The organism is Mycobacterium sp. VKM Ac-1816D, from assembly GCF_000416385.1.
Taxonomy (GTDB): Bacteria; Actinomycetota; Actinomycetes; order Mycobacteriales; family Mycobacteriaceae; genus Mycobacterium; species Mycobacterium neoaurum_A.
The window spans coordinates 69,798-90,751 of record NZ_AOHQ01000123.1; the positions used below are offsets into that span (position 1 = coordinate 69,798).

General features: G+C 67.5%; 22 protein-coding genes and 1 tRNA gene. 20 read left to right on the forward strand and 3 right to left on the reverse strand.

Translation table 11 applies throughout. From position 1 onward, the window contains the following. Positions 1-8: 8 nt before the first annotated feature. Both G154_RS07095 and G154_RS07100 read left to right on the forward strand, forming a co-directional pair. Complete coding sequence (locus G154_RS07095) at positions 9-956, forward strand: metallophosphoesterase (protein WP_019510742.1); 948 nt, start codon at positions 9-11, stop codon at positions 954-956. Continuing rightward, a complete protein-coding gene (locus tag G154_RS07100; RefSeq protein ID WP_019510741.1) occupies positions 953-2,029 on the forward strand; it encodes a PLP-dependent cysteine synthase family protein in 1,077 nt (358 codons plus the stop codon). Before G154_RS07095 ends, G154_RS07100 begins: the two co-directional genes overlap by 4 nt. Here G154_RS07100 and G154_RS26345 read toward each other — a convergent pair. Continuing rightward, the gene (locus G154_RS26345; protein ID WP_036479215.1) at positions 1,933-2,136 is read right to left on the reverse strand and encodes a hypothetical protein; all 204 of its coding nucleotides are present in this window, start codon (positions 2,134-2,136) and stop codon (positions 1,933-1,935) included. The two genes, G154_RS07100 and G154_RS26345, sit on opposite strands and share 97 nt — an antisense overlap. 199 nt (positions 2,137-2,335) lie before the next feature. Here G154_RS26345 and G154_RS07110 point away from each other — a divergent pair. The 10 genes from G154_RS07110 (at position 2,336) to G154_RS07155 (ending at position 11,176) form a co-directional block, all read left to right on the forward strand. Then, positions 2,336-2,409 (forward strand) — tRNA-Pro (locus tag G154_RS07110). 105 nt (positions 2,410-2,514) lie between these two features. Continuing rightward, positions 2,515-3,399, forward strand: coding sequence for a serine/threonine-protein kinase (locus tag G154_RS07115; protein WP_019510740.1), 885 nt, complete (start codon positions 2,515-2,517; stop codon positions 3,397-3,399). Positions 3,400-3,510: 111 nt separating this feature from the next. Then, complete coding sequence (locus G154_RS07120; RefSeq protein ID WP_019510739.1) at positions 3,511-4,989, forward strand: amino acid permease; 1,479 nt, start codon at positions 3,511-3,513, stop codon at positions 4,987-4,989. A 61-nt stretch (positions 4,990-5,050) separates the two neighbouring features. Continuing rightward, the gene (locus G154_RS07125) at positions 5,051-5,842 is read left to right on the forward strand and encodes an acyl-CoA thioesterase II (RefSeq protein ID WP_019510738.1); all 792 of its coding nucleotides are present in this window, start codon (positions 5,051-5,053) and stop codon (positions 5,840-5,842) included. Between the two features lie 60 nt (positions 5,843-5,902). After that, positions 5,903-6,118 carry a three-helix bundle dimerization domain-containing protein gene (locus tag G154_RS07130; protein ID WP_019510737.1) on the forward strand — a complete coding sequence of 72 codons (216 nt, stop codon included), beginning with the start codon at positions 5,903-5,905 and terminating at the stop codon, positions 6,116-6,118. A gap of 32 nt (positions 6,119-6,150) precedes the next feature. Continuing rightward, positions 6,151-7,191, forward strand: a complete 1,041-nt coding sequence (locus G154_RS07135) for a hypothetical protein (RefSeq protein WP_019510736.1) — start codon at positions 6,151-6,153, stop codon at positions 7,189-7,191. Between the two features lie 4 nt (positions 7,192-7,195). Then, the gene (locus tag G154_RS07140) at positions 7,196-7,795 is read left to right on the forward strand and encodes a DUF4129 domain-containing protein (RefSeq protein ID WP_019510735.1); all 600 of its coding nucleotides are present in this window, start codon (positions 7,196-7,198) and stop codon (positions 7,793-7,795) included. Then, the gene (locus tag G154_RS07145) at positions 7,792-8,904 is read left to right on the forward strand and encodes a DUF4350 domain-containing protein (RefSeq protein ID WP_019510734.1); all 1,113 of its coding nucleotides are present in this window, start codon (positions 7,792-7,794) and stop codon (positions 8,902-8,904) included. The genes G154_RS07140 and G154_RS07145 overlap by 4 nt, the downstream gene beginning before the upstream one ends. Next, on the forward strand, positions 8,901-9,854 hold the full coding sequence (locus G154_RS07150; RefSeq protein ID WP_019510733.1) for a MoxR family ATPase: 954 nt from the start codon (positions 8,901-8,903) through the stop codon (positions 9,852-9,854). The genes G154_RS07145 and G154_RS07150 overlap by 4 nt, the downstream gene beginning before the upstream one ends. Continuing rightward, positions 9,854-11,176 (forward strand): DUF58 domain-containing protein, encoded by a 1,323-nt coding sequence (locus G154_RS07155; RefSeq protein WP_019510732.1) that lies wholly within the window; start codon positions 9,854-9,856, stop codon positions 11,174-11,176. Before G154_RS07150 ends, G154_RS07155 begins: the two co-directional genes overlap by 1 nt. Here the strand turns inward: G154_RS07155 and G154_RS07160 are convergent. After that, positions 11,173-12,165 carry a stage II sporulation protein M gene (locus G154_RS07160; protein ID WP_019510731.1) on the reverse strand — a complete coding sequence of 331 codons (993 nt, stop codon included), beginning with the start codon at positions 12,163-12,165 and terminating at the stop codon, positions 11,173-11,175. The two genes, G154_RS07155 and G154_RS07160, sit on opposite strands and share 4 nt — an antisense overlap. Before the next feature lie 27 nt (positions 12,166-12,192). On the opposite strand from G154_RS07160, the gene G154_RS07165 reads away from it, so the two are divergent. The 3 genes from G154_RS07165 (at position 12,193) to lfrA (ending at position 15,227) form a co-directional block, all read left to right on the forward strand. Continuing rightward, positions 12,193-13,044: an RDD family protein gene (locus tag G154_RS07165; RefSeq protein WP_019510730.1), complete on the forward strand. Its 852-nt coding sequence runs from the start codon at positions 12,193-12,195 to the stop codon at positions 13,042-13,044. Between the two features lie 64 nt (positions 13,045-13,108). Next, positions 13,109-13,678, forward strand: coding sequence for a TetR/AcrR family transcriptional regulator (locus tag G154_RS07170; protein WP_019510729.1), 570 nt, complete (start codon positions 13,109-13,111; stop codon positions 13,676-13,678). A gap of 10 nt (positions 13,679-13,688) precedes the next feature. Further along, on the forward strand, positions 13,689-15,227 hold the full coding sequence (gene lfrA / locus G154_RS07175; protein WP_019510728.1) for an efflux MFS transporter LfrA: 1,539 nt from the start codon (positions 13,689-13,691) through the stop codon (positions 15,225-15,227). A gap of 21 nt (positions 15,228-15,248) precedes the next feature. Here the strand turns inward: lfrA and G154_RS07180 are convergent, their stop codons facing one another. Beyond that, positions 15,249-16,562 (reverse strand): carotenoid oxygenase family protein, encoded by a 1,314-nt coding sequence (locus tag G154_RS07180; RefSeq protein ID WP_023986390.1) that lies wholly within the window; start codon positions 16,560-16,562, stop codon positions 15,249-15,251. Between the two features lie 65 nt (positions 16,563-16,627). Here G154_RS07180 and G154_RS07185 point away from each other — a divergent pair, with 65 nt between their 5' ends. From G154_RS07185 to G154_RS07205, 5 genes are all read left to right on the forward strand, one after another. Beyond that, positions 16,628-17,164 carry a PadR family transcriptional regulator gene (locus G154_RS07185; RefSeq protein WP_023986391.1) on the forward strand — a complete coding sequence of 179 codons (537 nt, stop codon included), beginning with the start codon at positions 16,628-16,630 and terminating at the stop codon, positions 17,162-17,164. A gap of 64 nt (positions 17,165-17,228) precedes the next feature. Next, a complete protein-coding gene (locus tag G154_RS07190; RefSeq protein WP_019510725.1) occupies positions 17,229-17,945 on the forward strand; it encodes a PadR family transcriptional regulator in 717 nt (238 codons plus the stop codon). Between the two features lie 20 nt (positions 17,946-17,965). Next, the gene (locus G154_RS07195) at positions 17,966-18,643 is read left to right on the forward strand and encodes a hypothetical protein (RefSeq protein ID WP_019510724.1); all 678 of its coding nucleotides are present in this window, start codon (positions 17,966-17,968) and stop codon (positions 18,641-18,643) included. Then, positions 18,628-19,374: a class I SAM-dependent methyltransferase gene (locus G154_RS07200; protein WP_031601721.1), complete on the forward strand. Its 747-nt coding sequence runs from the start codon at positions 18,628-18,630 to the stop codon at positions 19,372-19,374. The genes G154_RS07195 and G154_RS07200 overlap by 16 nt, the downstream gene beginning before the upstream one ends. Before the next feature lie 9 nt (positions 19,375-19,383). Next, positions 19,384-20,877, forward strand: coding sequence for a hypothetical protein (locus G154_RS07205; protein WP_019510722.1), 1,494 nt, complete (start codon positions 19,384-19,386; stop codon positions 20,875-20,877). Positions 20,878-20,954: the final 77 nt, after the last annotated feature.

The following is a 20,954-nucleotide window of genomic DNA, read 5'->3' on the forward strand; positions in this document are numbered from 1 at the left end:
CTGCTGCCATGTCGCACCTGAAGAACACCGCCGCTATCGCCGCAGGCAGCCTGGTCGCCGGCATCGGTTACGCGTCGTTGATCGAGCGCAACGCGTTCGCTCTTCGGGAACTGACCATGCCGGTGCTCACCCCCGGGTCGACTCCGCTGCGGGTGCTGCACCTGTCGGATCTGCACATGCTGCCGCGTCAGCGGCGCAAGCAGGAGTGGCTGCGTGAGCTGGTGTCCTTGCAGCCGGACCTGGTGGTCAACACCGGCGACAACCTGTCCCACCAGAAGGCCGTACCGGCCGTGGTTCAGGCCCTCGGGGACCTGCTGTCGGTGCCGGGTGTCTTCGTCTTCGGCAGCAACGACTACTTCGCGCCGAAGCCGAAGAATCCGACCAACTACCTGTTCAACAAGAAGCGACGCATCCACGGGGATCCGCTGCCGTGGCAGGATCTGCGCGCGGCCTTCACCGAGCGCGGCTGGCTGGACATGACCCATGTCCGCCGCGAGTTCGAGGTGGCCGGCCTGCAGATCGCCGCCGCGGGCGTCGACGATCCCCATCTCAAGCGAGATCGCTACGACACCATCGCCGGACCTGCCAGCGCGAAGGCCAACCTCACGCTGGGGGTCACGCACTCGCCCGAACCGTGGGTGTTGGACCGTTTCGCCGCCGACGGGTATCAGCTGGTGCTCGCCGGACACACCCACGGCGGGCAGCTGTGCCTGCCGTTCTACGGGGCGGTGGCCACCAACTGCGATCTGGACCGCTCACGGGCCAAGGGCGCGTCGCAGTGGGGTGCGGACATGAAGCTGCACGTCTCGGCCGGGCTCGGCACATCGCCGTACGCGCCGGTGCGGTTCTGCTGCCGCCCGGAGGCGACCCTGCTCACCTTGGTCGCCGCGCCGGCCAAGGGACCGGTCATCGGAAGCCGTGCCGGACAGGCACATCCGACCGCATCGGTACGGTGAGCGCCCGCGACTGGGTCGACAATGCGGTCCGGCTGATCGAGGCCGATGCCCATCGCAGCGCGGACACCCACCTGTTGCGCTATCCCCTGCCATCGGCGTGGGCGGACCGCTTCGATGTGTCGTTGTATCTCAAGGACGAGACGACCCACATCACCGGCAGCCTCAAACACCGGCTCGCACGTTCGCTGTTCCTGTACGCGCTGTGCAATGGCTGGATCGGTCCCGGCACCACCGTGATCGAGGCCTCCTCGGGATCCACGGCGGTCTCCGAGGCGTACTTCGCGGCGATGCTGGGGCTGCCCTTCATCGCGGTCATGCCGAGTTCGACGAGTGCCGCCAAGGTTGCGTTGATCGAATCACAGGGCGGTCGTTGCCATTTCGTGGAGCGCTCGGCCCAGGTCTACGAGGAGGCCGAGCGGCTGGCCCGCGAGACCGGCGGCCACTATCTCGACCAGTTCACCAATGCCGAGCGGGCCACCGACTGGCGCGGGAACAACAACATCGCCGAATCGATCTTCGAGCAGATGGCCAGGGAGACCCATCCCGTACCGGACTGGATCGTCGTCGGGGCGGGCACCGGGGGCACCAGCGCCACCATCGGGCGCTATCTGCGGTACCGGCGGCACCGCACTGCGCTGTGTGTCGTCGACCCGGAGAACTCGGCCTTCTTCCCGGCCTACGAGCAGGGCCGCCTCGATGTCGAGACCGGGGTGTCATCGCGGATCGAGGGAATCGGCCGGCCCCGGGTGGAGCCGTCGTTCATGCCGGGTGTGGTGGATCGGATGATGACCGTCCCCGACTGCGGATCGGTGGCCGCCGCCCATCACGTCAGCGCGGTGCTGGGCCGCCGGGTGGGGCCGTCGACCGGCACCAACGTGTGGGGCGCGTTCGCGCTGCTGGCCGAGATGATGGCGGCCGGGCGCAGCGGTTCGGTGGTGACACTGCTCGCCGACAGCGGCGACCGGTACCGCGATACCTACTTCGACGCGGAGTGGCTGAGCAGCCAGGGGTTGGACTCCTCGACATCGGCGGCGAAGCTGGCCGAGTTCGAGTCCTCGGGGCGCTGGAACTGATCCTCGGCCTCGTCGGCGCCGCGGACCGGTCCACGGCCGGACAGGTACAGCCACAACGCCGCGACGCCGAAGAACGTGATGTAGACGAACGCTCCCAGGTCGGTCATAACGGCCTCGTTTCTGTGTTCGGACGCCCCCGATGGTGTCCTTCGGGTGGTACAACGCCGGCGGGGCCTCGCTTGCTTCCCGGTGCCGGCTTCGGCCTGTGAGTGCCCCGTTCGGCACGCATCCGAAACCCCGCTCGCGGCCAGGGGAGGCCGTTTGGCTTTCCGGCTGTCCGGTGCGATACGCTGTCGTGGCTTCACGCGGGGTGTGGCGCAGCTTGGTAGCGTGCTTCGTTCGGGACGAAGAGGTCGTGGGTTCGAATCCCGCCACCCCGACTCGCTGAGGTGGGCCCTGACCGGGAAATCGGTCAGGGCCTTTTTCATGCCACCCCGCTTTCATGCCACCCTGCAAAGGCATCCGCACGCGCATACCCTTCGTCTGTGTTCCGCACCGGTGACATCATCGCCGGCGCCGAGCGCGCGGACGGGGTGTGTCGGCGCTACACCATCGACACGCTGCTCGGCCGGGGCTCCAGCGCCGATGTCTATCGCGCGCTCGGCCCGTCCGGACCTGTCGCACTGAAGGTGCTGCGCGCCGACCCTGCCGCCGCCGACCGCGCCCAGGAACGTTTTGCCAGAGAGTTCACGCTGGCCGCCACGCTCACCCACCCGCATATCGTCGCTGTGTACGAGATGGGCAAGCTGCCCACGGAGCCCTCGACGCCGTGGATGGCGATGCAATACATCGACGGACCGGACTCCTCGGTGCTGGTCCCCGCGAGCACCACCGACCCGGACACCACCGCCGTGTTGCGCACCTGCAACCAGATCGCCGAAGCGCTGGACTACGCCCACTCGATGGACGTGTTGCACCGCGATGTCAAACCCACGAATGTCCTGCTCACCACCGACCGCCTCGACGCCTATCTCAGCGATTTCGGCATCGCGCAGATCATCGACGAGGTGTCTGCCCTACCCCGCAACGGCCGCATCAGCGGATCGATATCCTACGCCGCGCCCGAGCTGCTCACCGGCGAACATCTCTCGCCCGCAACAGACTTGTACGCGTTCGCCGCCACGGTGCTCGAATGGCTCACCGGGTTGCCGCCGTACCCCCGACCCACGGCTTTCGCCATAACCTATGCGCACCTGAATGATTCACCACCCCGGTTGAGTGGCCGGCGCCGATGGCTGCCCCGCAGCCTCGATTCGGTGTTCGCCAAGGCGTTGGCGAAAAGTCCTGCAGCCCGCTATGACTCGTGCGCCGAGTTCGCCGGGATCGTCGTCCACACGTTGCGCGACATCCCGACCGGTGGTGGCAGTTAGCACAATGTTTACACGCCGAAAGTTTCGGCGCCTGTTGACCGGGCATACGCTCTGGCCAGTACACCCCGCGCCCAACGGTGAGCGTCGAGACCGATACATCCAGGGAGCGATATGTCGACCGATGCCACGTATGACAATTCGGCACTGGCACATGAGGAGGAGGGGTATCACAAATCCCTCAAGCCACGCCAGATCCAGATGATCGCCATCGGTGGGGCCATCGGCACCGGTCTGTTCATGGGGGCCGGTAGCCGATTACATGACGCCGGACCAGGACTGTTCCTGGTGTACGCGTTCTGCGGCGTTTTCGTCTTCTTCATCATGAGGGCCCTCGGCGAGCTGGTACTGCATCGCCCCTCGTCGGGATCCTTCGTCTCCTACGCACGCGAGTTCTTCGGGGAGAAGACGGCGTATGTGACCGGCTGGTTGTACTTCTTCAACTGGGCCGCGACCGCCATCGTCGACGTGACAGCGGTCGCGCTCTACGTGCACTTCTGGGGCATGTTCGAGGCGATACCGCAGTGGCTCATCGCCCTGATCGCGTTGGGCATCGTGCTCACCATGAACATCATCTCGGTGAAACTGTTCGGCGAGATGGAGTTCTGGGCGTCGATCATCAAGGTGGCGGCGCTGGTGACGTTCCTGGTCGTCGGGATAGTGTTCCTGGCCGGCCGTTTCGAAATCGAGGGATCAGCAACGGGTTTCAGTGTGATCAGCGATAACGGCGGATTACTGCCCACTGGGATGTTCTCCCTGGTGATCGTCACCTCCGGCGTCATCTTCGCCTATGCCGCAGTCGAATTGGTCGGCATCGCGGCCGGCGAAACCGAGGAGCCGGCCAAGGTGATGCCACGCGCCATCAACTCGGTGATCCTGCGTATCGCCGTGTTCTACGTCGGTTCGCTGATCCTGCTGGCCTTGCTGTTGCCGTACACCACCTATCGGGCCGGGGAAAGTCCGTTTGTCACCTTTTTCTCCAAGATCGGGGTGCCTGCCGCCGGCGGCATCATGAACCTCGTCGTGCTGACAGCGGCGATGTCCAGCCTCAATGCCGGCCTGTACTCCACCGGGCGCATCCTGCGCTCGATGGCCATGAATGGCTCCGCGCCGTCGTTCACCGGCGTCATGAATCGAAACGGTGTGCCATTCGGTGGTATCGCATTGACCGGCGCGCTCACCCTGCTCGGCGTGGTGCTCAACCTGTTCGTCCCCGCGGAGGCCTTCAACATCGCCCTCGATCTGTCCGCCTTGGGCATCATTTCGACGTGGGCGATGATCATGGCCTGCCAGATCCAACTGTGGCGCTGGGAGCGCAAGGGCATTCTGACCCGACCGAAGTTCCGACTCCCGGGCACGCCGTACACCAGTTACGCGACGCTGGTCTTCCTCGCCGCGGTGACCGCGCTGATGTGTTACGAGAACATCTGGAATCTGATCGCCATCCTGGTGATCGGACCGATGCTGGTGGCGGGCTGGTACGCGGTGCGCAGCAAGGTGATGACCATGGCCCAGCAGCGTCTCGGGTACACCGGTGACTACCCGGTCGTCCCGCAACCCCCGATACCCGAACGCGGGCATGGGGGCCACTAGTCACGTGGTGGCCTGACGCACTCCCTCCGACTCCCAACCAAGCGGTTGGTACAGTTCGATGATGACCGAACCGAGTTGGATGGCGGCCCTCCTCGATTTCGACCGTGCCGGTGACCGCTTCCTGGCCCCGCAGCTGGGGGTGCCCGGTATGCGACTGTTCGGTGGTCTCATCGCCGCCCAGGCGCTCGGCGCGGCCGGGGCGACCGTCGATCCGGGCAAACATCCTCAGTCGCTGCACGCGTATTTCGTCCGCGGCGGGGAGTTCGGAGTCGATGTCGAACTGGAGGTCGAACGAACCCGCGACGGCCGGTCCTTCGATACCCGCCGGGTCACCGCACGCCAGCACGGCAAGGTCATCCTTGAGATGATCGCGTCCTTCCAGATTCCCGAGGACGGCGCCGACTGGCACCCGGCCAGGCCGCCGAGCGTGCCACTGGAATCCGCGATTGCGAAAACCCTGGACCTGGACTTCACCAACTGGCTGGAATTGCGCTGCGACCCCGCCGATACCACGCGATTCGTCCTGCCGCCCTTCTGGATTCGCAGCCGCAGCCCCATCGAGGACGATCCGCTGATCAGGGCATGCACCCTGACCTTCGTATCCGATATCGGCCCGGTCCCGGCCGCCCGACCACCGGGGACGCCGTTCACGCCGGGCGAGGGCACCGGCTTCGCGACCAGCCTCGACCACTCCGTGTGGTTCCACCGGCCGTTCGACCCCGACCGATGGCACCGCTACGAGATCGATTCACTGGGCAACAGTCACTCACGTGGATTGGTGGTCGGCGGGTTCTACGACACCGCGGGTGCCCTCATCGCCAACACCAGCCAACAGGCCTTGTGGCGGTTGTGAGCAACGCCTCGGCACGTGCCGAGTCCGACACCTTGACCGTGCCGTCGACCGTCGAGAAAGATGATCGTCGTGCTGAAGTTGCCGGAGAGTGAACAGATCGCAGCGGTAGAGGATCGCCTGGTCAAACAGTTCACGGATGTCCCCGCCGAGACCGTCCGCACCACGGTTGCCGCAGCACATCAGCACTTCATCCAGAGCGCTGTCCGCGACTACATCGCCCTGCTCGTCGAGCGGCGCGCCTTCGCCGCACTGAAGTCCGCCGCACCCGCTTCCTGACACCGCCGGCCCGCCCAGGCAGGATGGTTCCCATGACCGGCACCGCGGGCGGATACCAGCCGTACTACCCTGCGCCACCTCAGTTCCATGCCTTCCAGCCCGGCATCATCCCGCTGCGACCGCTGAACCTCTCGGACATCTTCAACGGTGCGTTCGGCTACATCCGGGCGAACCCGAAAACCACACTCGGCCTCACCACCATCGTGGTGCTGGCATCCCAGCTGTTGTCCTTCGCACTGCAGGTGTGGCCGCTGGCGTCCGGTGGCGCTCTCGACCCCGCCGGCATCACCGGTCAGTACGACGATGCCGCGCTGCTGGCCGGGTCCGTCATCGGCAGCCTCGCCGGCGCGTTGGCGACCTGGATCGCCGCCATCCTGCTCAGCGGAATGCTCACCGTGATCATCGGTAGAGCGGTCTTCGGTGCGGGTATCACCGCGGGCGAGGCCTGGCAACGACTGCGCCCCCGACTGCTTCCGCTCCTCGGTGTCACGGCGCTGGAGACCCTCGGTGTCGGACTGCTGGTCGCGGCGGTCGCCGGCGTCATCGCCGTCGTCGCGATCGCCCTCAACGGCTGGATCGCGTTGTTCGTCGGCATCCCGTTGGTCCTCGGCATGATCGTCGCGCTGGCCTTCGTGTTCACCAAACTCAGCTTCACGCCCACGCTGGTGGTGCTCGAGCGACTACCTGTCATCACGGCGATCGAGCGGTCATTCGCCCTGGTACGCCACGACTTCTGGCGGGTCTTCGGCATCCGCCTGCTGGCCATGCTGGTGGCCGGGATGATCGCCGGCGCGGTGTCCGTCCCGTTCACCATCGGCGGTCAGGTCCTCATCGGCATGGCCGGACCCGACGGTTCCGGGGCCATCTTCATCGGACTGGTGCTGACGACGGTCGGCGCCGCGATCGGGCAGATCCTCACCGCGCCCTTCACCGCCGGTGTGGTGGTGTTGCAGTACACCGACCGGCGCATCCGCGCCGAGGCCTTCGACCTGGTGTTGCAGACCGGGGCCGGTTACGCCCCTGCCGCCCCGGACAACTCGACCGACCACCTCTGGCTGACCCGCCACCCCTGACACCGTGACCGGCCTGAACATCGACGGCGATGCCGCGCATGACGCCGCACAGCGCGAGCTCACCAAACCGATCTATCCCCGACCATCGCTGACCGACCGCCTGACGGGCTGGATCGACGAGCTGCTCTACAAGGCCTTCACCAGCAGCGACTGGTTGCCCGGCGGCTGGATCACCCTGGCACTGTTCGTGATCCTGTCCATCGTCGCCATCATCGTCATCGTCCGGGTGGCCCGGCGGACCATGCGGTCGACAAGGGACGGCCACGACGCCGTGCTCACCGACCGCGCCCGCAGCGCCGCGCACCATCGCCGGGCCGCCGAGGCCGCTGCCGCGCAAGGTGACTGGACATCGGCGATCCGCGACCGACTGCGTGCGGTGGCACGTGAGCTCGAAGAGAGCGGCACCCTGGACCCCGTTCCTGGCCGCACCGCCACCGAACTGGCCGTCGCCGCCGGCGCCGTACGTCCCGAACTTCGGACCGAATTCTCCTCGGCGGCCGAGACATTCAACGGAGTCAGTTACGGCGACCGGCCGGGCAGCGCCGAACAGTACCGCCAGATCGTCGAACTCGACGAGCACCTGCGCGAAGCCAGGACCCGATGACCAGGCGACGTTGGCGCACGGCGCGGATCATCGGGCTGGCAATCGTGTTGATCGTGGCGGTGTCCGCGTTCGGCGCCTACCTGACCGCGCCGCGTGGGGGCGGACTGCTGGCGGCCGACTCGACCGCTCCCGACGGCGCGCACGCACTGCTGACGCTGCTGCGCGATCAGGGTATCGATGTCGTGGTGGCCGATGATGTCGACGAGGTCGCCGCGGCCGCCGGCCCCGACACGTTGATCGCCGTCGCCCAGACGTTCTTCCTGCTCGACGGCGACGTCCTGGACCGGTTGGCCGCCCTTCCCGGCGATCGGCTGCTCATCGCGCCGTCCGGTGTCACCCGCGAACACCTGGCACCGGGAATCGACGTGGACGGTACCGCGCAGTTCGGCGGACGGCCGGCCTGTGATCTCCGCGAGGCGGTCACCGCCGGTGATGTCCAACTCGGGTTCAGCGACACCTTCGCCAGGGCAGACGACGGCGCGGCCACCCGCTGTTACGGCGGAGCCTTGTTGCGCTACCAGGACGGCGGGCGCACCGTGACCCTCGTCGGGAGTGGCGCCTTCATGACCAACGCCGGGCTTCTCGGACAGGGCAGCGCCGCGCTGGCGATGAATCTGTCCGGCACCCACCAACGCGTCATCTGGTATGCCCCGCAACGGATCGAAGGTGAGACGACCGGTTCGACATCGCTGGTCGATCTGATACCGGCCCAGGTCGTCTGGGCCGTGGTCCAGATCGGTCTCGCCGTGCTGCTGGTCGCCTGGTGGCGCGCGCGCCGGCTCGGGCCGCTGGTCGCCGAGCGACTGCCCGTGGTGGTGCGGGCGTCGGAGACCGTCGAGGGCAGGGCACGGTTGTATCGCTCCCGGCGGGCCCGCGACCGCGCCGCCGCGGCACTACGCACTGCGGCGCTGTCCCGACTACGTCCGCGGCTGGGTCTGGGCCTGCGCTCGTCGCCGGACGCGATCGTTCATGCGGTGGCGGCTCGCACCGGAGCGGACGCGCGGGCGCTGTCGCACACCCTGTTCGGACCCCCGCCCAGCACCGACGAGCAACTCCTCGGGCTGGCACGACATCTCGACGATATCGAAAGGCAGGTCGCACAGTCGTGACACAACCCGAGGCCGCACGGGAGGCGCTACTCGCCCTGCGCGCAGAAATCTCCAAGGCCGTCGTCGGACAGGACGCCGTGGTCAGCGGGCTGGTGATCGCCCTGCTCTGCCGCGGACACGTCCTGCTCGAGGGCGTACCCGGGGTGGCCAAGACACTGCTGGTGCGCAGCCTCGCCGCGACCCTGCGGCTGGACTTCACGCGCGTGCAATTCACCCCGGACCTGATGCCCGGCGATGTGACCGGTTCGCTGATCTACGACGCCCGTACCGCCGAGTTCGCCTTCCGCGCCGGCCCGGTGTTCACCAACCTGCTACTGGCGGACGAGATCAACCGCACTCCGCCCAAGACCCAGGCAGCGCTGTTGGAGGCCATGGAGGAACGGCAGGTCACCGTCGATGGCGCGGCGCGCGCGCTGCCCGACCCGTTCATCGTCGCGGCCACCCAGAATCCGATCGAGTACGAGGGCACCTATCAGCTGCCGGAGGCCCAACTTGACCGATTCCTGCTGAAGCTCAACGTGCCGTTGCCACCACGTGATCAGGAGATCGCGATATTGCACCGGCACGCAACGGGTTTCGATCCTCGCAATCTCTCCGCGCTGACCGCGGTGGCCGGGCCGGAGGATCTTGCCGCCGGCCGTGCGGCCGTGCGCCAGGTGATGGCCGCCCCGGAAATCCTCGGATACATCGTCGACATCGCCGGCGCCACCAGGACGTCACCGGCTCTTCAGCTCGGGGTGTCACCGCGCGGTGCGACCGCGCTGCTGGCCACCGCACGATCCTGGGCATGGCTGTCGGGTCGCAACTTCGTGACCCCCGACGATGTCAAGGCGATGGCACGGCCGACGTTGCGGCACCGGATCGCCCTGCGTCCGGAGGCCGAACTGGAGGGCGCCGATGCCGACGGTGTGCTGGACGGAATCCTGGCGTCGGTGCCGGTGCCGCGGTAATGGTTCTCACCGGGCGGGCCGGACTGCTGGCGGCGCTTGGCGTGCTGCCGGTGGTCGTCTCGCCATGGCCGGCAACGATGTTCGTGGTCGTGGCCGTGATGATCGGCGCGCTGCTGATCGCCGATGCGCTGCTGGCCGCCGGCCTCGACCGGCTGGAGCTGCGGCGCACCGGGGACAGCACCGCCCGTCTGGGCCAACCGGTGCGCATCGAGCTCGAGGTACGTCATGGCGGAAAGCGGAGGCTGCGCGGGCAGATCCGCGATGCCTGGGCACCCAGCGCGCGGGCACGGCCCCGGGTCCAGCGGCTCGATATCCCCGCCGGCGGGCGGGCCAGGATCGCCACCGAGCTCGCGCCGGTGCGCCGTGGCGATCAGCACGCCGCGCATGTCACCGTGCGGGCGATAGGCCCGCTGGGGTTGGCCGGGCGGCAGCGCACGACGCACGCCGACTGGCAGATACGCGTCCTACCGCCGTTCCTGTCCCGTAAGCATCTTCCGTCACGGCTGGCCAAACTGCGCGAGCTCGACGGGATGGTCCCGGTCTTGATCCGCGGGCAGGGCACCGAATTCGACACACTTCGCGAATACGTCGACGGCGACGACGTGCGGTCCATCGACTGGCGCGCCACCGCGCGGCGGGGTGATGTCATGGTGCGGACCTGGCGCCCGGAGCGGGACCGGCGGGTGGTCATCGTGCTGGACACCGGCCGGACCTCGGCGGGCCGGATCGGAGTGGACCCGCTGTCGTCCGACCCGGCGGGGTGGCCTCGGCTGGATTGGTCGATGGATGCCGCGCTGTTGTTGGCCGCGCTGGCCTCGCGGGCCGGTGACCACGTCGACTTCCTGGCACACGACCGGATCAGCCGGGCCGGTGTGTTCGGCGCCTCGCGACGGGAACTGTTGGCGCAATTGGTCTCGGCGATGGCGCCCCTGGAGCCGGCTCTGCTCGAATCCGATGCGACGGCCATGGTGGCCGCCGTGCAGCGGCGCGTTCGCCGGCGCGCCCTGGTGGTGCTGCTGACCGATCTGAACGCCTCGGCTCTGGACGAGGGCCTGTTGCCGGTATTGCCGCAGCTGTCGGCGCGCCACCAGGTGATGGTGGCCGCCGTGACCGATCCGCGGGTCGACGCGTTGGCCTCGGGCCGCTCCGATGCCGCACAGATCTACGACGCGGCGGCCGCCGAGCGGGCCCGCAACGATCGCCGCGATATCGCGGACCGATTGCGGGGCCACGGTGTCGACGTCATCGACGCCGCACCGCAGGATCTGGCACCCGCACTGGCCGACCGCTATCTGGCGATGAAGGCCACCGGCCGGCTCTAGCCTGTCGGGACGACATCCGGCGCATCCTCGACATCGCCGGTCAGGCCCGCTCGACGGGCGGCTCTCCCGAAGTGCACGACATAGCCGAGGAACGCGATCTCGGCGGCCACCCCGATGGTGACGCGCGCCCAGGTCGGCAGCGGTGACGGGGTGACCAGCGCCTCGATCAACCCGGAGATCAGCAGCACCACCACCAGCCCACCCGCCACTGCGACCACCGCGCGGCCGCGCTCGGCGAGCAGCTGTGACCGCGGCCGGTCACCGGGTGAGACGACCGACCAGCCCAGCCGCATCCCTGCGGCGGCCGCCAAGAACACCGCGGTCAGTTCGAGCAGGCCGTGCGGTGTGATCAACCCGAGGAACAGGTCCCCCTTCCCGGCGCCGAACATCAGACCCCCGGACACGCCGACGTTGGCGGCGTTCTGGAACAGCACCCACGGTATGGGCAGACCGAGCAGGACCGCGAATGCGATGCACTGGGCGGCGACCCAGGCGTTGTTGACCCAGACCCGCAGCCCGAACGAACCGGCCGGGTTCTCGCTGTAATACGCCTCGAAGTCGTGGTTGATCAACTGTTGTAGTTCCGCGGGTGTGCCCAATGTCGCGCGCACCTCGGGATTGCCGGCCACCCAGAATCCGATGACGATCGCGACCACGAGGAAGCCCAGCGCGGACCCGAGCCACCACCGTCGACAGTCATAGGCCACCAGCGGGAACGAGACCGTCCAGAACCGGATGAATTCGCGCCACAGCGGCGCCCTTGCCCCGGTGACGGCCGATCGGGCACGCGCCACCAGCCCGGACAACTTCGCGACCAACACCGCATCCCCGGCGGAACTGCGGACCACCGAAAGGTGGGTGGACGCCCGCTGATACAGATCGATCAGCTCGTCGATCTCGGCCCCGGTCAGGTTGCGCCGCCGCTTCAGCAGCTGCTCCAGCCGGTTCCATGCCGGGGTGTGGGCGAGCACGAACGCATCGACATCCACGCTGGCGATCCTAGTAGCGTTCGGGGCATGGTCATGCAGCCAGAACCCGTGGTGACCGGTGACGCGGTGCAACTCGAGGTGTCGATCGCCCAGCTACCGGTGCGTGCGGCCGCGGCGTTGATCGACGTCATGGTGATGGGCTTCGGATATCTGATCCTGTCGATGTTGTGGGCGCTGACCCTGGCCGATTTCGATCCGGCGCTCTCGGCGGCGGTGCTGATCATCTTCCTTGTGCTGGTGCTGGTCGGCTATCCGGTGACGTTCGAGATGGCCTCCGGCGGGCGCTCGCTGGGCAAGATGGCACTGGGTTTACGGGTCGTCTCTGAAGACGGCGGTCCGGAACGGCTGCGGCAGGCGGTTTTTCGAGCGTTGTCCAGTGTAATCGAGATATGGATGCTGACCGGCGGTCCCGCCGTGATCTGCAGCATGCTCTCCCCGAAGGGCAAACGCATCGGTGACGTCTTCGCGGGCACCATCGTAATCAGCGAGCGCGCACCCAAGCTGAACCCGCCGCCGCCGATGCCGCCGGGGCTGGCGTGGTGGGCCGCGACATTGCAGCTGTCCGGGCTGGGCGCCGAGCAGGCGAACATGGCGCGCCAATTCCTCACCCGGTCGGCGCAGCTGCAGCCGCAGGTGCGCGCCGAGATGGGGCAGCGCATCGCCGGACAGTTTGTCGCGAGGATCTCTCCCCCGCCGCCGCCCGGCGCCTCCGCCGAGGAGGTGCTGGCGGCGGTCCTGGCCGAGCGCCACCGCCGCGAGCTGGTCCGTCTGCAGGTGCCGCCGTCACCGGGCATGCCGCCGGGGCCGGGCCTTCCCCCGACACCATCGTCGGCACCACCGCCACCGCCACCGACCGCCGGGTTCTCGGCACCCACCTGAAAGCACATCCCCAAAGTGGGACACAGATGTCTCATTATGGGATGTTTGTGCTAGCTTTAGCGTCATGAGTGTCCACGACATTGGTGAAACCGGGGCGCGCAATCGCACCCGGCGCGCCATCGTCGAGGCAGCCATCGGTGTCATGACCGACAACCCGACCGCGCCGCTGTCCGAGATCGCAGATGCCGCGGGCGTCGGGCGCAGCACGCTGCACCGGTATTTCCCCGAACGCATGGATCTGCTGCGTGCGGTCGCCCTGCAGGTACACGCCGCCAGCAATGCAGCCATCGAAGCGGCCGACCCGGAGTGCGGTCCGATGATCCCGGCACTGCGCAGGGTCGTGGAAAGTCAGCTCGATCTCGGCCCGATCATGCAGTACGTCTACACCGAACCGTTGATCCAGTCCGACCGCGAGCTGGCGGCCTTCCTGGACACCGGTGACGAGGTCATCAGCGAAATTCTCTCGCGCGCAACGGCGGAAGGGCCCGCATATCCCCCAGGGTGGTCGCGGCGGGTCTTCTGGTCACTGCTTCTGACCGGCTACTCCGCCGTCCGCGACGACGGCATCCCCCGCCAACAGGTCGTCGACGCCATCATGAACAGCCTCACCCAGGGCACCATCACTTCTCCATAAGGACCACCCCATGACCACCCATTCCGATGCGACCGCATCGGTGACACCACCGGCGGCCACTCCCCGGCGCGCCTGGCTGGCGCTGGCAGTTCTCACCCTCCCGGTGATGCTGATCGCCATCGACAACACCGTGCTGGCCTTCGCGCTGCCCGCCATCGCCGAGGATTTCCGCCCACCGGCTGCGACCCAGCTGTGGATTGTCGACGTGTACTCCCTGGTGTTGGCCGCCCTGCTGGTCGCCATGGGCAGCATCGGCGACCGGATCGGCCGGCGCCGCCTGCTGCTGATCGGTGGTGCCGGGTTCGCCGTCGTGTCGGCCGCGGCCGCTTTCGCACCCACCGCCGAGATGCTGGTGCTTGCCCGCGCCGTGCTCGGCTTCTTCGGCGCCATGTTGATGCCCTCCACACTCTCGCTGATCCGCAACATCTTCACCGAGGCCTCGGCGCGCCGGCTCGCGATCGCCATCTGGGCCTCGTGCTTCACCGCCGGGTCCACCCTGGGCCCGATCGTCGGCGGCGCGCTGTTGGAGCATTTCCATTGGGGCGCAGTGTTCCTGATCGCGGTGCCGATCCTGTTGCCGCTGCTGATCCTGGCGCCCAAGCTCGTTCCTGAGTCCAAGGACCCCAATCCGGGCCCACTGGACCCGATCAGCGTCGTGCTGTCGTTCGTCGCGATGCTGCCCTTCGTCTGGGCCATCAAGACCGCTGCCCATGACGGGCCCTCACCGGTCGTGGTGGCAGCCTTCGCGCTCGGCATCGGCGCAGGCGTGTTGTTCGTGCGACGCCAGACCCGCAGCGCCACACCGATGCTCGACATGGCGCTGTTCCGCTCCGGCCCGTTCACCTCGTCGATCCTGGCGAACTTCCTGTCCATCGTCGGACTGATCGGGTTCATCTTCTTCGTGTCCCAGCACCTGCAGCTGGTGCTCGGGCTGAGCCCGCTGATGGCCGGTCTGGTGACCTTGCCGGGTGCGGTGCTGTCGATGGTCGCCGGTATCTCGGTGGTCAAGGCCGCCAAGCACTTCTCACCGCAGGCACTGATCGTGTTCGGTCTGGTGTTCGTCGCCGCGGGCTTCATCATGATCCTGCTGTTCCGCCACGACCTTTCGGTGACGGCGGTGATCGTGTCGTTCCTGGTCCTGGAGCTGGGCGTCGGCGTGTCGCAGACCATCTCCAACGACACCATCGTGGCGTCGGTGCCCGCAGCGAAAGCCGGTGCGGCATCGGCGGTCTCGGAGACCGCCTACGAGCTGGGCGCGGTGGTCGGTGCGGCCACCCTGGGCACCATCTTCACCGCGTTCTACCGCGCCAACGTCGAGGTGCCCGCGGGGCTGACACCGGCCCAGACCGGCGATGCCGCCGAGAGCATCGGCGGGGCCACCTCGGTGGCACGCGACCTGCCGCCCGAAACCGCTCAGCAGCTGCTGAACTCGGCGCACACGGCGTTCGACTCGGGTATCGCACCGACGGCGTCCATCGCCGCCGTGTTGGCCCTGACCGCCGCGGCCGTCGTCATCGTCGCGTTCCGGCGCACACCGGAAGCGCCGTAGCCGGCGGACCGGTAACCGCCGTCAGGCCTCGATCCAGTTCCCGTGGAATCCGAAGGGCACCCGTTGCGGCAGCATGACGGTTGCGACCGGATCACCGGCGAAGTCGGAGGCGTCCAGGATCACCAGCTCACTGCCGTCTCGGGTCGGGTCGTACACGTAGCTGATGTACCAGCCGTTGCTCTCGTCGGCGGGCCCGGGACCGGGGACGAAAACGGCCTCACCGGACACCGACGATCCGAAGGAATGCGTCACGGCCGAACCCGTGCCGAGGTCGTGGCGCACCAACTCGGCCTGCCCCACCGACACGGCGTAGCGGGCAGGCAGCCCGGCCAGCCGGTCGTCGATCCGCGGGAATTCGACGGCGCGGTCGTCGATCTGGCGCTCCGCGACGACCGCCCGATCCAGGTCGATGCGCCACTCCCACATCACCGCCTGCTCGGCGAAACCGCCGTCGTTGCGCCACAGCTCGGGATACCGGACCGCCTGCAGCACAACGCTGTTCGTGCTGTCGAAGGCATTGGCGACATGGAATACGTAACACGGGTCGATCTCGAACCAACGGATCTCACCGAACGGGTCGTCGCGGCGCAGCACACCGAGGCGCGCCCCGTACTCGTCACTCCAGCGGTAGGGCATCTGACCCTCACCCTTGGTGGCGATGTCGATATCGAATACCACCGGCAGATCCATGAAGATGACGTGCTCGGCGGTCATCGCGAAGTCGTGCATCATGGTGAGCGCACCGACCTCGACGGGACGGTCGATGATCAGCTCGCCGTCCGCGGCAACCCGGTGGTAGGTGACATACGGGGCGACGAGACTGCCGTACCCGAAGAAATGCATCTCCCCCGTCGTCGGACAGATCTTGGGATGAGCGGTCATCGAATCGGTGAGCTTTCCGCCGAAATCGTAGGCGCCCAACGTCTCCAACTCCCTGCCGATCTCATAGGGGAATGACGACTCCACCAGGGCGAGGGTGCGGCCGGCATGGTTGACCACGTGGGTGTTGGCGACGGCCGATCGGAGATTCCGCGTGCCGTCAGGGTTGTAGACCGGGATATCGGCGTCGAAGCTGTCGGTGCGAACCCAGCGGTTGCGGTACCACTTCGCCGCGCCGTCCTCGATGCGCACGCCGTGGATCATGCCTTCACCGGTGAACCAGTGCCCCGCGGCTTCCCGCGGATTCGGTCCGTTGCGCAGGTACCAGCCGTTCAGCTCCGGCGGGATCGCCCCACGGGTCGGTAGGTCGTAGGCGGTCAGCTCGTCGGCTACGGGTGCGTAGTTGCCACGCCGGAAGAAGTCGCCGGTCTCGGGTAGGGCGGAGCCTGAGGACATGAACACACCATCACATTCCACTAATGACATGTCAATAGTGGAATGTTGGAAGCTAAGCTCCTCCCATGAGTTTGCGAATGGCCGCCCTCGGCATGCTGGCACAACAACCCGGAAGCGGATACGACCTGCTGAAAAGGTTCGAGATGTCGATGGCCAATGTCTGGCCCGCCACCCAGAGCCAGCTCTACGCAGAGCTGAAACGACTGGCCGATCACGATCTGATCGAGGTGGCCGAGATCGGCCCGCGCGGCCGCAAGCTTTATCGCGTCACGACGGCCGGGCGATCCGAGCTACTGCGCTGGATCGCCAGCCCTCAGGACGATCCGCCCTATCGCAGCCCCGAACTCCTGCGCATCTTCCTGCTGGGTGAACTGCCCCGCGCCGAGGCCGCCGAGCATGTCCGCGGCCTCGCCGATCATGCCGAGTCCGAACTGGCCAGGCTGACCGCGCTGCGCGACAGCCCGGACTGTGCCGACATGCCCGGCACGGACTTCTACGGATTCGCGGCCTTGCAGTACGGCCTGCGCTTCCAGGCGATGCAGGCCGAGTGGGCACGCTGGCTGGAATCAGCCATCGTCGAATCAAACGTTGCATCTCGATAGTTTCCGATATATCGTCAACGTATCGAAGTACATCGAGTGCTTCCCTACCGAAACGGAAACCCACATGAATACGCCTTTCAGCTCCCACCCTGGCGCCACTCCCTTTGAGAACGCCGCCTTTGACAACGCCTCCTTCGGTGCCGCCCCCTTCGGCGCCGCCCCCGGTCGCTTCGGCTTCGACCGTCGACATGCCCGCCGCGAACTCCGCGAGCAGGTCCGCGCCCAGGCCGGCGGCCCGCAGGGACCATTCGGTCCAGGCTTCGGCTTCGGCCCCTCGTTCGGTCCGGGCTTCGGGTTCGGCCCCGGTCCGCGTGGCGGACACCGCGGACGCGGTGGTCGCGGACGCGGCAGGCGCGGTGACGTCCGCGCGGCGATCCTCGCCCTGCTCACCGACCGGCCGATGCACGGTTACGAGATGACGCAGGAGATCGCCGCCCGCAGCAACGATCTGTGGAAGCCCAGCCCGGGCTCGGTCTACCCGACCCTGCAACTGCTCGTCGACGAGGGTCTGATCGTCCCCACCGAGAGTGCGGGCAGCAAGAAGACCTTCGAACTGACCGAGGAAGGCCGGGCCGCGGCCGAGAAGATCGAAACTCCGCCGTGGGAAGAGATCGCCGGCGATGCCGATCCGAACGAGATGAATCTGCGAGCGGCCCTCGGTCAGCTCTTCGGCGCCGTCGCACAGGCGGCCCATGCCGCCAGCGACGACCAACAGCAGCGCATCCTCGATATCGTCAACAACGCCCGTCGCGAGGTCTACCAGATCCTCGGCGAGGAGTGACTCGCTAGCATCGGGTCACGATGAACACCGACACTCTCGTCAACTACTTGGTGCCCGTCGCGGCGGCGATCCTCACCGCAGCCGGCGGTGTCCTCGGCGTCAGCTTCCGCGACGCCGACGCCTACGAGCGCCGGCGCGCCATGTGGTTGTTCATGTTGGTGGTCGCCACCGGCATCGTGACCATGGCCGCCATGGACTCGGCCGCCGGTGTCGGTAAGCCGGTCGCCGCGGCAGGGCTGACAGTCTCAGCCTGCGCCGCGGCGATCGGGACCCATTTCCTCTGGCGGCGTGTCGTTCCCGACGCCGAACCCCGTACCGTGCGGCTGGCCAGGATCGCGATCGGTCTGGCCGTCGCCGTCATCGTCGCCTCGGTGGCGCTGACCTACGTGGCGGGCAAGGGTTGCCGGCAGGCCGAGCCGCTGATGACGACGGCGTGGGTGGAGTCGGGTTACGCGCAGCCCGGGATCCCGGGACGGGGCCCGACCTCTGGCGAGGTCGCCGACTGGGCCAAACGGATCCACGCCGACGCCGACAAGGTCACCGCGAACGGCATCCGCGACCGGGCCCAACGGCTGGCCGGTATCGCCGACGAGATCGCCGCCGCGGCGTCCGACGGCGACTGGGCCCGCCAGGCCTTGATCAGCACCGAGTACTTCGACGTGCTGGGGACCCTGCTGAAGGAATGCAAGCCCCAGTGACCGGGATCGACGAGATGCCGCGAGGGGGACCCGACGCATCGTGTCTGGACCGCCTGCTGTGGACCGACCGATCCGAATACCTGGACCGCAGCGACGTCGATCCCGGTGTGAAGCGCAGCGTCGTCGATGCGTTGAACTGGACCGGTCGCGTCTTCGGCAGCCATGAGCAGTTTGCGGCCATCGCGCTCGAAGAGATCGCCGAGGTCCCCGACCCGAGCGTCCTGGAACTCGGCGCCGGGCACGGTGCACTCGCGACGAAGCTGCTCGAATTCCATCCGAGCGCCCATGTCACCGTCACCGATGTCGCGGAGGACGCCGTGGCGGCCATGGCCGCCGGTCCACTCGGCGAGCATCCGCGGGCGACGGTGCGGGTAGTGGACGCGACGTCGATCGACGCCCCGGATCGGCAGTTCGCGCTCGCGGTCTTCGCGTTGTCCTTCCACCATCTGCCCCCGGCCGCTGCCGCGGCCGTGCTGGCCGAGGGCACCCGAGTTGCCGACAAACTGCTGATCATCGACCTGCCACGGCCGCCCGCCCCGGTGCATGTGTTGCGGTTGGCGACCATGCTGCCGCTGGCCCCGTTCATCCCGTTCGTGCACGACGGTGTCATCAGTTCGCTGCGCAGCTACAGCCCGTCGGCATTGCGCGCACTGGCCGATCACGCGGGTGTCGACATCGAGTTGCGCAACAGTCTGTTCGGACCACAGATCGCGGTGGCCACCCGGCGCTAGTCTCGACCTGTGGGCGAGGAGATCTCAGGCACGGAGTTCAGCCGCGAACAACGCCGGGAGTACCGGCGCAAGGTGCAACTGTGCCTGGACGTCTTCGAAACGATGCTGTCGCAATCCAGTTTCGAGTTCGACCGCCCGCTCACCGGCATGGAGATCGAGTGCAACCTGGTCGACGACGAGTACCAACCCACGCTGCGCAACCGTGAGGTGCTCGCGGCGATCGCCGACCCCGCCTACCAAACCGAACTCGGCGCCTACAACATCGAATTCAACGTGCCGCCTCGGCCGTTACCCGGTCAGTCCGCGCTCGAGCTGGAGACCGAGGTGCGCGCCAGCCTGAACGCCGCCGAAGCCAAGGCAAACGCCCATGGCGCACACATCGTGATGATCGGCATCCTGCCGACGCTGCTGTCGGAGCATCTGCAATCCGGTTGGATGAGTGACTCCACGCGGTATCAGGCGCTCAACGACTCGATCTTCACCGCCCGCGGCGAGGATATCGACATCGATATCGCCGGCCCCGAGCGGCTGTGCCTGCAATCGGCCGATATCGCACCCGAATCCGCCTGTACGAGCATGCAATTGCATTTGCAGGTGTCGCCGGCCGATTTCGCCAAGAACTGGAATGCCGCACAGGTCCTCGCCGGGCCACAGCTTGCGCTCGGCGCCAATTCCCCGTACTTCTTCGGCCACGAGCTGTGGGCCGAGACCCGCGTCGAATTGTTCGGTCAGGCCACCGACACCCGTCCCGACGAGCTCAAGACCCAGGGTGTACGTCCCAGGGTGTGGTTCGGCGAACGCTGGATCACCTCGATCTTCGACCTCTTCGAGGAGAACGTGCGGTACTTCCCGTCGCTGCTGCCCGAGCTCTCCGATGAGGACCCGGTGGCCACCCTGGCCGCGGGCCGCACCCCGCAACTTGCCGAGCTGCGCTTGCACAACGGGACCATCTACCGGTGGAACCGGCCGGTGTACGACATCGTCGGCGACGGTGCCGATGCCAAACCCCACCTGCGGGTCGAGAATCGGGTCCTGCCCGCGGGCCCGACGGTCATCGACATGCTGGCCAACTCGGCCTTCTACTACGGCACGTTGCGCGCACTCACCGATGACGAACGCCCACTGTGGACCAAGATGAGTTTCGCTGCCGCCGAACACAACTTCACCGCTGCCGCGCGACACGGCATGGACGCCCGACTGTACTGGCCGGGCCTGGGCGAGGTGACACCGGACGAGCTCGTCCTGCGTGAGCTGCTCCCCCTGGCCCACGAGGGATTGCGCCGGTGGGGCGTGTCGGCCGAGGTGCGCGACCGCTACCTCGGGGTCATCGAGGGTCGGGCCAAGAGCGGACGCAACGGTGCGACCTGGCAGACGAGCACCGTGCACGCGCTGCAGGAGCGCGGTCTGGCGCGCCCCGCTGCGCTGGCGGAAATGTTGCGGCTGTACTGCGAATCCATGCACTCCAACACCCCGGTCCACACGTGGGAGATACCGGCACCCTAGGTTCGAACACGACGCGCACCTCGGCCGCCGGCGCAGGCACCTGGCCGATCGGACAGGAAAGTCCGCCCACTCGGGGC